Below are 12,271 nucleotides of genomic sequence, written 5' to 3' on the forward strand. Positions count from 1 at the left end.
ATGAATTTATTAGAGAACATAAAAGATCATATTTTACCTAAACACATTGCTATTATTATGGATGGCAATGGTCGTTGGGCAAAACAACAAGGATTAATGCGAGTGATTGGTCACGAAAGTGGCGCAAAATCTGTCAGACAAGTTATTGAAGGCTGTGGCGAATTAGGTATTGAAAATTTAACACTCTACGCCTTTTCTACAGAAAACTGGAAACGACCAAAATTAGAAGTGCAAACCCTCATGAAGCTTTTAGTGTCTTCACTTAGAAAAGAAATTAAATCACTTCAAGACAACAACATTAAACTCAATGCTATTGGCAACCTTTCCCTTTTACCTAAAAAGGTACACAAAGAATTGCAAGACGTTATAGAACAGACAAAAAACAACAAAAAACTAACTTTAACACTTGCTTTAAGCTACGGTTCGCGAGAAGAAATAACAAATACTGTAAAAGAGATTAGTATTAAAGTTAAAAATAATATAATTTCGCCCGATAAAATTGATGAATTAATTATTAATGAGCATCTTTACACGAGTGAGTTACCCGATGTAGATTTGCTTATTAGAACAAGTGGAGAGCAACGCATAAGTAACTTTTTACTATGGCAGATTGCATATGCCGAATTATATTTTACTAGTGTATTATGGCCAGACTTTACAAAAGAGCATTTGTATGAAGCCATTAAAGAATATCAAAAAAGAGAACGAAGATTTGGGAAAACAAGCGAACAACTTAACTAATACTTTATCATTCAAAAATCAAATAAAGTATTTTATAGCGCTATTACTTTTTACTGCTACTATAAATATAACAGCTCAGGAACTAAATTACAGCGAGGGTAAAAAATATACCCTTGGAAAAATTACTGTATCAGGAAATACAGCCTTTAGTGAGCAAACCATTATTACCTATTCAGGTTTAAGAAGTGGCACGGAAATGAATATTCCTGGGGAAGCCATTAGCGCGGCAGTTAAAAAACTATGGAACTCGAAATTATTTAGCGATATAGAAGTCTATATTTCGAATATTGAAGGTGATGTCGCGGACCTACAAATCAAACTTTCTGACCTGCCTCAGCTTAACGAACTTAAAATTAACGGCGTTAAAAACTCTAAAAAAGAAGCTATTATAGACGATAATAAGCTTAAAAAAGGTGTAAAGGTAACAGAGAATTTAATTTCTACTACAAAATATTACCTAACCAACAAATATAAAAAAGACGGTTTTTTAAATACTAAAGTACACATCAACACCATTGAAATAAAAGATTCTATCGAAACGGCTCGCGTTAATATGGTCCTTAATATTGACAAAGGTGAAAAGGTGAAAATAGATCATATTAATTTCGATGGAAATAATATTTTAGATGATAAAAAATTAAAAAAGAGCATGAAAAAAACCAAAGAAAAGAAACTTTGGCGCGTGCTTAAACGTTCAAAATACATCGAAGAAGACTACCAAACGGACTTAGTAAGTTTAGTAGATACCTATAAAGAAAATGGTTATAGGGATGCTCGTGTTATTTCCGACAGTATCGTTTACAATGATGATAAAACTATATCTCTTAACATTGCTTTAGAAGAAGGTGAAAAATACACCTTTGGTGATATTACTTTCATTGGAAACACCGTATATACAGACGAACAATTACACCGTATGCTACGTATCGATAAAGGAGATACCTACAATGGGGTTTTACTTCAGGAGCGTATTGCCGACGACACAAAACCAGATGCACAAGATATCACAAACTTATATCAAAATAATGGATACTTATTCTCTAACATTAACCCAGTAGAGGTTAGTGCCGATAATAATGTTATCGATATGGAAATTAGAATTACCGAAGGTAAACCTGCATATTTTAATTCGGTATCCGTTGTTGGAAATGATAAAACAAACGACCACGTTATTTATCGTGAATTACGTACTCGTCCAGGGCAATTATATAGTAAAGCCAATGTGGTTCGTACCGTTCGTGAATTAGGACAATTAGGCTTTTTTGATGCTCAAGAAATCTCACCAAACTTCAACAATCCAAATCCTAACGAAGGAACCATAGATATGGAATATTCTGTAAAAGAAACAGGATCTAGCCAGATTGAATTACAAGGTGGTTATGGTGGAGGTGGTTTCATTGGAACCTTAGGATTGTCATTCAACAACTTCTCTATTAAAAACATATTTAATAAAGAAGCTTACAAACCAATTCCAATGGGGGATGGCCAAAAATTAGCCTTACGTTTACAGGCCAGCCGTTTTTACCAAACTTATAGCTTTTCATTTTCTGAACCATGGTTAGGAGGTAAACGCCCAGTACAATTCTCGACTTCGTTATCGCACACAAAACAGTTCTTATATGACTTTAGAACTGGTAATGCCGACAAATCTAGAAGTTTCAATATCACTGGATTAACTGTTGGATTAGCAAAACGTCTATCGGTACCTGATGATTATTTTACCTTATCACAAGCACTAAGTTACCAACGATACGATTTAAATAATTACAATACGGGCTTATTTACTTTCGGTGATGGTTATGCAAACAACTTATCATACACTGTAGGGTTAAGTAGAAACAATACCAGTGTAGACCCTATATATCCTACCGGCGGTTCTAATTTTTCTGTAACAGCTAAATTTTCATTACCATATTCGTTATTTGATGGTGTAGACTATCAAGCATTAAAAGATGAATATGACAACCTAGATCGAACTAACCCTAACGATTTAGAACGTATGGGAGAAATCGATCAAGAACGTTACCGTTGGTTAGAGTTTTATAAAGTTAATTTCAAAGGTGACTGGTACACGCAAATCTTTAAAGATTTAGTATTAAGGCCTAGTGCAGAATTTGGATTCTTAGGAGCTTACAACCAAGCGAGAGGTGTGATTCCTTTTGAAAGATTCTTTTTAGGAGGTGATGGTCTAGGAACCTATAGTTTAGATGGTAGAGAAGCCATTGCTCTACGTGGATATCCTAATCAATCTCTATCTGATGTTGATGGTGGAAGCATTTACAATAAATTCTCTTTAGAATTGAGATACCCTATAACATTAAAAGCATCAGCAAAAATTTATGCTTTAAGTTTTGTTGAAGGTGGTATATCTTACACAAACTTTAGAGATTACAACCCATTTAATTTAAAGCGTTCGGCAGGTTTAGGTGTTCGTATATTTATGCCTGCATTTGGCTTACTAGGTATCGATTTCGGTCATGGTTTCGACCCTATACCAGGAGAAACAGAGCCAAGCGGATGGCAAACGCATTTTATAATTGGGCAACAATTTTAATTTTGGCACGATATTTTCTAATCATTATTTGAATACGAATTGAAATTTTTAAAATTAAATTTCGTTAATTTTGAAGAGACAATTCGAAAAGTGACAGAAAACAAACCAATCATCTGTCGGTTTTTAGAATTTATAAGTCAATAAATTATAAAAATAACTAATAGATGAAAAACAACGTTCTTTTTTTACTGACCATAGTTTTCATAGGATGCCTATATACCCAATCTCATGCGCAACGTGGTGTAAGGATTGCTTATATAGATACCGAGTATATTTTAGAAAATATTCCAGAATACCAAGAAGCTACGATTCAATTAAATCAGAAAGCAGATAAATGGAAAAATGAAATTACAGCTCAACTGAATGCTATAGAACAAAAGCGTAAAGATTTAAGTAATGAGAAGGCCTTGTTAACGCCTGAACTCATAGAAGAGCGCGAAGAAGATATTGCTTTTGAAGAAAAAGAAATATTAGACTATCAGCAAAAAAGATTTGGTCCAAATGGCGATTTGTTCATTCAAAAAAAACAACTCATGCAGCCTATCCAAGATCAAATTTTTGCAGCGGTTCAAGATATGGCTTCTGGTAGACAATATGATTTTATTTTCGATAAATCATCAGATGCCGTGATGCTATATTCGGCCAAGCAATTTGATTTAAGCGATCGTATAATAAGAAGTATTACAAGAACAGCTAAACGTACACAGGCACAATCCAGAGCGGAGCGTAAAGCTGCAGAATCCGAAGAATTGGTTCCTGAAATCAATTACGAATTGGAGGCACGCGAAAAAGCTTTAGAAGAAAAACGTGAAGAAAGAGAAAGCGCCATTGAGAAACGTCGTCGTGAAATTTTAGAGGCTCGAGAAGCTAGGAAAAAGGAGGCCGAAGACAAACGTCAAAAAATATTAGAAGAACGTGAAAAAGCAAGACAGGCTAAATTAGATGCTCGTAATAATGTTTCAGAAAACAATACTGAAAAATTGAGCGATACCAAAGTCGTAGAAACTGAAGTAAACGCTAAAACTGTCGAGACAAAACCAGCTGAAGAAACAAAAACACGAGAACAATTAATTGAAGAAAACAGACAACGAAAACTAAAGGAAAGAGAAGACCGTAAAAAAGAATTAGAAGAACGAAGACAAAAAATATTAGAAGAAAGACAACGAGTTAGAGATAGCTTAAATAACAAAAATTAACAATTTATAACACATTAAATACAATTAACAGAAAAATGAAACACTTAAAACAACTTTTTTTAGCAGCTGCATTATGTATCGGATCAATAAGCTTCACGCAAGCACAATCTAAAGTAGCTCATATAAATACTCAAGAATTGATTACTGCTATGCCAGAAATGAAAGCAGCACAGTCTCAATTAGAAACTTTGAGTAAAACTTACCAAACAGACATTCAAAGTTCTGTTACTGAGTTTCAAAATTTATTAAAGCAATACGAAGCAGAAGCTGCTACTAAAACTGAAGAAGAAAACGCTAAGAGAGGACAGGAAATTCAAGAAAAGCAACAACGTATTCAGCAATTCCAAGCAGATGCTCAAAAAGATTTACAGAAAAAAGAATTAGATTTATTACAACCTATTACAGAAAAAGCGAAAGCTGCTATCTTAAAAGTAGCTAGAGCTCAAGGATACGACTACGTATTAGATTCTGCTCAAGGTGTTACTATCTTAGCGGATGGTAAAAACTTACTTGACGACGTAAAGAAAGAATTAGGTATTTAATATTATAGTTCAAAATAATTTTAAAAAAGCTGCTTTGTACAAAGCAGCTTTTTTATTTTTGTTAGACGATGAACAAACAACCTATTGGTATTTTCGATTCTGGTGTTGGAGGCACATCCATCTGGAAAGAGATACACACCTTACTGCCTCATGAAAACACTATCTACTTAGCCGATAGCGCTAATGCACCTTATGGATTAAAGAACAAGGAAGCAATTGTAAGCCTTAGTGTAAAAAACACCGAATATTTAATTAATAATGGCTGTAAACTTATTGTTGTGGCTTGCAATACGGCAACCACTAACGCCATAAATTATTTACGTAACACCTACGATATCCCCTTTATTGGCATTGAACCTGCTATTAAACCTGCTGCACTGCAAACAAAGACCAATACCATAGGTATTTTAGCCACCAAAGGAACCCTTTCCAGCGAGTTATTTTCTAAAACATCCGGATTATTTGCCAGCAATATAAAAGTTATTGAACGCGTAGGAAATGGTATTGTTGAACTTATTGAAAGTGGTAAACTCCATTCTGAAGATATGAGAAGCCTCTTATCAAATTATCTTAAACCTATGTTAGAGGCCAACATAGATTATTTAGTTCTAGGTTGTACTCACTACCCTTATTTAATACCCATTCTACTAGAACTATTACCTACAAATGTAAAAATAATAGATTCTGGTGAAGCCGTTGCACGGCAAACGAAAAGTATCTTAGAAAAAAATAGGCTCTTAAATTTAAGTAATGCTAATAGTAACAACCAATTTATTACCAATGGAAACCCAAAAGTACTGGCTTCATTACTAAACAATCACTATAAAGTAGAGTATTTACATTTTTAAATAAAGTAGACTGACTTTACTCTTTAAACCAACTCGAGTATTTAATATAGTTATTGGCAATACGGTCTATTTGACCGGCGATGAGTTCTTCACTAATATCTTTTATTTTTCGGGCCGGAACTCCAGCATAAATAGAACCTGCTTCAATATGCGTGTTTTGAGTAACAACTGCTCCTGCTGCAATAATACTATGACTCTCAACAACACAATTATCCATAATAATACTCCCCATACCTACCAATACATTATCATGTAAAGTACAACCATGTACAATAGCGTTATGCCCTATTGATACATTATTTCCAATATGCGTTGGCGCCGTTTTGTAAGTTGCATGAATTACAGCACCATCTTGTATATTTACTTTATTCCCTATTTTTATATAATTAACATCACCACGAATCACAGCATTAAACCAAACACTACAATCTTTCCCCATAACAACATCACCAACAATAGTGGCATTTTCAGCGACATAACAATCTTCAGGGATTTGAGGCGACTTACCATTTACAGATTTAATAACAGGCATACTATCTTTAATTAATTAACAGAAGGACAATTACAGTCATAACGTTCTCTCTTGCATCCAAAATTATACCCTAAAGTAAACTGATGAAAACCTCCATTAGTAAAAACTACAGAATTAGTTTGATAAGTATAATTATAAGCAAATAAGAATTTATTATAATTTACACCGAGAATAGGAGTTATTTGTTGTAATCTTTGACTATCAATGGCTCCGGAATCGGTAATGTATTCTGCACCATCAAAACTGTTTCTATATGACAGTCCAGCCCAAACTCTGCCAAAATCCATTTCCTTGTATGCTTTGGCATTAAAATCCATGGCCGATTCACCAGTACCATCTTTATACTGAAACATTAAGGAAGGCTCAAAACTCCAAGTACTACCATATTTACTATAAACATACCCAATAGATAACAAGTATCGTCTTAAATTGTTTGTAATTTCAATATCGTTATTAACTCCCGAATTTTTTAAAATATTCTTTATCGTTCCATGTGCATAAAAATCCAGATAATGGTAAGAAAATCCGAAATCCATATTAAAGTTGGTTTCATTTTGAACAATCCCATCAATAATCGGATCAGGTCCATCAAATAAAAATGAGGTTTCATCCAATCTGTACTGAATAAATCCAGCACTTAACCCAAAAGACAGCATATTTAAGTCTAACTCACTACGCGAAAACATTAAATGATGGGCATACGTTACATAAGCACCATTTTGAGAATGATAGCCATTTTTATCTTTATAAATGATACCTCCAATAGCTGAAGGCGAATCTCCTATCCTACCATTAGCACTTAAGGTCATTAAGCGAGGGGCATTTTCATTACCAAACCATTGCTGACGTCCTGTTAATCTAATTTTAGCACAATTTGCAGCCCCTGCCATAGACGGATGAATTAAATAATAATTATCGGTAAGATAATCGGTATAAATTGGCAATCCCTCTTGAGACGTTGCAAATTCAACACAGCAAAGCGTTATGACTAAAAGAAAAATATGTTTTAACTTCATAAACTATAAGTTAGGCGATAGCCTATATAAACGTCCTGATTATTAAAAAATTATATAAGCAAGATAAGAATTAATTTACCGTATTGTAACTTCTTAATTAGAAAGAACAAAAATCAAATATATACATATCTAAAGTTTTCTTTTAGTATTTTTGTGAAAAATTAGCTTAAATGAATACTTATCAGGTTTCAGTTAAAGAAACAACCAATAATGCCATAGTTAAATTCGAGCTTAACGAGTTTATTACCAAACATCAAAGTTTCGAATTTAATAATATAGATGAAGCAAAATCATCACCTTTAGCTCAGCAATTATTCTATTTACCTTTTGTAAAAAAAGTATATATCTCTAGTAATTTTATTGCAGTAGAACGCTATAATATTGTTGAATGGAATGACGTACAAGATGAAGTTGCTCAACAAATTGAGGCTTACCTGAATGACGGAGGCGTTATTATTGAGGAAACGGCACAACCGAAAAAAGTTCCGGTAACGGTCTATGCCGAAAGCACGCCGAACCCTTCAGTAATGAAGTTTGTTTCTAACAAAAAAATTGTAACAGCACTTTTTGAGTTCACCTCTATTGATGAAGCTAAATTATCTCCACTAGCCACTGAATTGTTCCATTTACCTTTTGTAAAAAGTGTCTTTATTGAAGAAAATTACGTGTCTATTACGAAATACGACATTGCAGAATGGCAGGATATCACGATTGAATTACGAGAATTTATTAAGAATTTCATAGAGAACGGTAAAGATATCGTATTACCTGAAGCTGCAACAGCACTTGAAAAATCTAATGATCAATTAGACAATAAATTCGAAGCTCTTGATGATACATCGAAAGAAATTGTAAATATTCTTGAAGAATTTGTAAAACCGGCTGTAGCCAGTGATGGTGGAAATATTCAATTCATTTCTTATGATGCAGACACCAAAAATGTTAGTGTATTATTGCAAGGCGCTTGTAGTGGTTGCCCATCATCTACATTTACTTTAAAAAGCGGTATTGAAAATATGCTAAAAGAAATGCTTGGCGGTAAAGTCAAAACTGTAGAAGCCATTAATGGATAATTACTTACTTTTTAAAATTGAAAATACTCCATAAATTAAAGTGTTTATTCATAGATAATTTGATTACTTTAAATTACATGAAGCACACTTTGATATTGACCATATTTATAATTTTATGCAGCTGTTTAAATAGTCCGACTGATTCCGAAATTCACAAATACACCAATGAACTAATTAACGAAACAAGCCTGTATTTGTTGCAACATGCCCACAATCCCGTAAATTGGCATGCATGGAATAATGAAACTTTAAAAAAGGCTCAATCTGAAAAAAAACTTATACTTATTAGTGTAGGTTATGCCGCTTGCCATTGGTGCCATGTTATGGAGCACGAAAGCTTTAAGGATACCTTGGTAGCACAAATTATGAATGATAATTTCATAAACATAAAAGTTGACAGAGAAGAACGCCCAGATATAGATCAAGTTTACATGAACGCAGTCCAATTAATAACAGGAAATGGAGGTTGGCCAATGAATGTTGTTGCTCTTCCTGATGGACGTCCAGTTTGGGGAGGCACGTATTTCACTAAAGATCAATGGGTAAATGCTCTAAAGCAAATTACTAAAACGTATAAGGAAACACCTGATAAATTAGTACAATTTGCCAATAAATTAGAAGAAGGTATTAAGTCTATTAGTGCAGTAAAATTCAATCCGGAAGACATCGATTTCAATCATATCTACCTAGAAAAAGCTGTTCAAACTTTCAGTGCAAGTTTCGATAAAATAAATGGCGGCTTTAACAAAGCTCCAAAATTTATGATGCCTAATAATTTAGAATTTCTATTGCGGTATGCATGGCATGCTAAAGATGAAAATCTTCTGGACTTTGTAAACTTAACCCTGGTAAAAATGGCAACGGGAGGTATTTTTGATCAGTTAGAAGGAGGATTCTCTAGATATAGCACCGATACTAATTGGCATATTCCTCATTTTGAAAAAATGCTTTACGATAACGCCCAATTAGTTAGTTTATACTCCAATGCTTATCTCATTTCTAAAAATGAATTATATAAAAACGTTGTTGAGCAAACATTGGATTTTATTGAAAAAAATATGACGGCTAAAAATGGGGCTTTCTTTTCCTCGCTTGATGCCGATAGTCTAACTAGTGAAAATGAACTAGAAGAAGGTGCTTATTATACATGGACGCTGGATGAGCTTCAACAAATTTTAAAGAAAGATTTTACCCTATTTAAAGATTATTACAACATCGATAAATATGGGCTTTGGGAAAACGATAAATATGTTCTTATTCGAAAAACAAGTGACGCTGATATAATAGCCAAACATAATATTTCCCGTAGTGAATTAGAAAATTCCAAATTACGTTGGAAATCAATACTTTTAAAACACAAAACCAAGCGTAATAAGCCTCGCTTAGACGACAAGACCTTAACTTCATGGAATGCTATGATGCTTAAGGGCTATACTGATGCCTATCGTGTGTTTGAAAATCAAAAATATCTTGATATCGCAATAAAAAATGCTCAATTTATTTTAAAAAACCAACTAAGAAACGATGGCGGACTAAACCATAACTATAAAAACGGAACAAGCACTATAAATGGTTATTTAGAAGATTACACCAACACCATCGAAGCATTTATTACTTTATATGAAAACACCCTTGATGATTCTTGGTTGTTAACTTCTAAAAAACTAACCGATTATACGTTTAAGTATTTCTTCAATGAAGGGAGCAGTATGTTTCATTTCACTTCCAGTAAGGACAAAAGTCTTATTTCTAGAAACATAGAATACAGAGATAATGTTATTCCTGCAAGTAATTCAATAATGGCAAAAAACTTATTCAAATTATCACATTATTTTGACGAGAAAAAATATGAAAGGGTAGCTAAAGCCATGTTAAATAATATAAAACCTGAGGCTTCAGAATACCCATCAGGCTATTCAAATTGGTTAGAATTAATGCTAAATTACACCCAACCTTACTACGAAGTAGCTATTGTTGGGACAGCAGCAAAAGAAAAATTAAAAGAACTTAATAAAACTTTCATTCCTAATAAAATGATTGCTGGTAGTACTAAAAACAGTAATCTACCTCTTCTAGAAAACAGATATAATCCTCAGGAAACGCTTATATATGTGTGCGTGAATAAAATGTGTAAACTACCTGTAAGCGAGACTAAAGATGCAATTAAATTTTTGTTAGAATAAAATTAGTTATCCAAAAATTTAACGTTTTTTTCATCTCTAAATAATGAAATCTATATTATAGTTAATATTTTTGAATGAATAATAAACTATAAAACTATGAATTTAGAAAGTATTGATACTGAAAAGTGGATTGAACTCGCAACTGAATATGGGCTAAAAGTGATTGGTGCCATAATAATATGGATTATTGGTTCCTGGGTAATTAGTGCCATCCTGAAAGGGACTAAAAGAATCATGACCAAAAGCAGTTACGATGAGAGTCTGCAAAAATTCTTATTAAACTTATTTAGCTGGGGGCTTAAAATACTTCTTGTAATTACTTTACTTGGCACCTTAGGAGTTCCAACAACATCATTTGCAGCTATTATTGCTGCAGCTGGTTTAGCTGTAGGCATGGCTCTTCAGGGATCTTTAGGAAATTTTGCCGGTGGTGTATTGATTATGATTTTTAAACCTTTTAAGATTGGCGATGTCATTGAAGCTCAAGGAGAAATTGGAGGAGTTAAAGAAATAAACATTTTTACAACCAAGTTAACAGGACTATCAAATAAAGAAATTATTATTCCTAACGGAGCCTTATCGAATGGAAATATTGTAAACTATACTACCGAAGGAACACGTCGTGTGGATCTCGTTATTGGAGTAAGTTATGATGCCGATATTAAACAAACCAAAGACGTTATTATGAAGGTATTAACATCTAATCCTAAAATACTTTCCGAGCCTGCACCAACCGTTAATGTTTTAGAGCTAGCTGATAGCTCGGTAAACTTTGCTGTACGACCATGGTCTACTTCTGCAGATTATTGGGCGGTATACTTCGAAACTACCGAAAATATTAAATTAGCATTAGATGAGGCCGGAATAGAAATTCCTTATCCACATCAAGTTGAAATACACAAAAATGCTTAAACCTTAGGTTTAGGCTTAAGAGCAATAAAATCTTTTAAATAATAAGGTTCAAAATAGGCGACATTTTCGGTGTCGCTTTTTTTATACTTATTATATGCTAAATGTCCCATTTCATTGGCCGATGGCATTTTATCTTCTACAAAAACGGCATTCGGATGATGTATCAGCGCTTTTGTCTTTTCAACACCATTACCAATAAAATACACCTTTCCTTGTTCTAAGTAAGACTTAAAGGAAGTATCATCTAAAATCTGAGCTTCAGTAGTTCTTATCTCATTATATTTGGAATCGTAAATTGCAGAATAAACTTCCATGCGTCTAGCGTCTAACATAGCAACTATTACACCTTCATTACATAAAACCTGATGTGCCAATGCCTCCAATGTTGGCACTGAAATTAAAGGTTTATCTGACGCAAAACACAACCCCTTAGCTGCGGAAACACCAATACGCAAACCTGTATAAGACCCGGGACCTTTACTAACAGCTATAGCATCTAAATCGCTAGTTGTAAGATTTTGTTCTTTTAAAACCTCATCTATAAAAACATGTAATCGCTCGGCATGCGAATAGTTTTTACTGTTATCTTCTTTTAAAAGAATGGTTTCTCCATTCTCGGATAAAGCTACCGAACAATTGGTAGTTGCCGTCTCTATACTTAGTATTAAAGCCAC

The 12,271-nt window shown here is 33.5% G+C and carries 11 protein-coding genes; 8 read left to right on the top strand and 3 right to left on the bottom strand.

Annotated elements, in window-relative coordinates; genetic code table 11:
• From H611_RS0107355 to murI, 5 genes are all read left to right on the top strand, one after another.
• Nucleotides 1-741: an isoprenyl transferase gene (locus tag H611_RS0107355; protein WP_027137748.1), complete on the top strand. Its 741-nt coding sequence runs from the start codon at nt 1-3 to the stop codon at nt 739-741.
• The gene (locus H611_RS0107360) at nt 674-3,295 is read left to right on the top strand and encodes a BamA/OMP85 family outer membrane protein (RefSeq protein ID WP_084158164.1); all 2,622 of its coding nucleotides are present in this window, start codon (nt 674-676) and stop codon (nt 3,293-3,295) included. The genes H611_RS0107355 and H611_RS0107360 overlap by 68 nt, the downstream gene beginning before the upstream one ends.
• A 164-nt stretch (nt 3,296-3,459) precedes the next feature.
• Nucleotides 3,460-4,491, top strand: a complete 1,032-nt coding sequence (locus H611_RS0107365) for an OmpH family outer membrane protein (RefSeq protein WP_027137750.1) — start codon at nt 3,460-3,462, stop codon at nt 4,489-4,491.
• A 35-nt stretch (nt 4,492-4,526) separates the two neighbouring features.
• Nucleotides 4,527-5,033, top strand: coding sequence for an OmpH family outer membrane protein (locus tag H611_RS0107370; protein WP_027137751.1), 507 nt, complete (start codon nt 4,527-4,529; stop codon nt 5,031-5,033).
• A gap of 68 nt (nt 5,034-5,101) precedes the next feature.
• On the top strand, nt 5,102-5,881 hold the full coding sequence (murI, locus tag H611_RS0107375; protein WP_027137752.1) for a glutamate racemase: 780 nt from the start codon (nt 5,102-5,104) through the stop codon (nt 5,879-5,881).
• Nucleotides 5,882-5,897: 16 nt separating this feature from the next.
• Here the strand turns inward: murI and H611_RS0107380 are convergent, their stop codons facing one another.
• A complete protein-coding gene (locus tag H611_RS0107380; protein ID WP_027137753.1) occupies nt 5,898-6,413 on the bottom strand; it encodes a gamma carbonic anhydrase family protein in 516 nt (171 codons plus the stop codon).
• Between the two features lie 11 nt (nt 6,414-6,424).
• The gene (locus H611_RS0107385; protein ID WP_027137754.1) at nt 6,425-7,429 is read right to left on the bottom strand and encodes a PorP/SprF family type IX secretion system membrane protein; all 1,005 of its coding nucleotides are present in this window, start codon (nt 7,427-7,429) and stop codon (nt 6,425-6,427) included.
• Between the two features lie 170 nt (nt 7,430-7,599).
• Here H611_RS0107385 and H611_RS0107390 point away from each other — a divergent pair, with 170 nt between their 5' ends.
• The 3 genes from H611_RS0107390 to H611_RS0107400 all read left to right on the top strand — a co-directional run bounded on the left by H611_RS0107390 (nt 7,600) and on the right by H611_RS0107400 (nt 11,597).
• Nucleotides 7,600-8,502, top strand: coding sequence for a NifU family protein (locus H611_RS0107390; protein ID WP_027137755.1), 903 nt, complete (start codon nt 7,600-7,602; stop codon nt 8,500-8,502).
• Nucleotides 8,503-8,579: 77 nt separating this feature from the next.
• Complete coding sequence (locus tag H611_RS0107395) at nt 8,580-10,685, top strand: thioredoxin domain-containing protein (protein WP_027137756.1); 2,106 nt, start codon at nt 8,580-8,582, stop codon at nt 10,683-10,685.
• Nucleotides 10,686-10,781: 96 nt separating this feature from the next.
• On the top strand, nt 10,782-11,597 hold the full coding sequence (locus tag H611_RS0107400; RefSeq protein ID WP_035483654.1) for a mechanosensitive ion channel family protein: 816 nt from the start codon (nt 10,782-10,784) through the stop codon (nt 11,595-11,597).
• Here the strand turns inward: H611_RS0107400 and tsaB are convergent.
• The gene (gene tsaB / locus H611_RS0107405; protein ID WP_027137758.1) at nt 11,594-12,271 is read right to left on the bottom strand and encodes a tRNA (adenosine(37)-N6)-threonylcarbamoyltransferase complex dimerization subunit type 1 TsaB; all 678 of its coding nucleotides are present in this window, start codon (nt 12,269-12,271) and stop codon (nt 11,594-11,596) included. The two genes, H611_RS0107400 and tsaB, sit on opposite strands and share 4 nt — an antisense overlap.

Source organism: Gaetbulibacter saemankumensis DSM 17032 (assembly GCF_000425645.1).
Classification (GTDB): domain Bacteria; phylum Bacteroidota; class Bacteroidia; order Flavobacteriales; family Flavobacteriaceae; genus Gaetbulibacter; species Gaetbulibacter saemankumensis.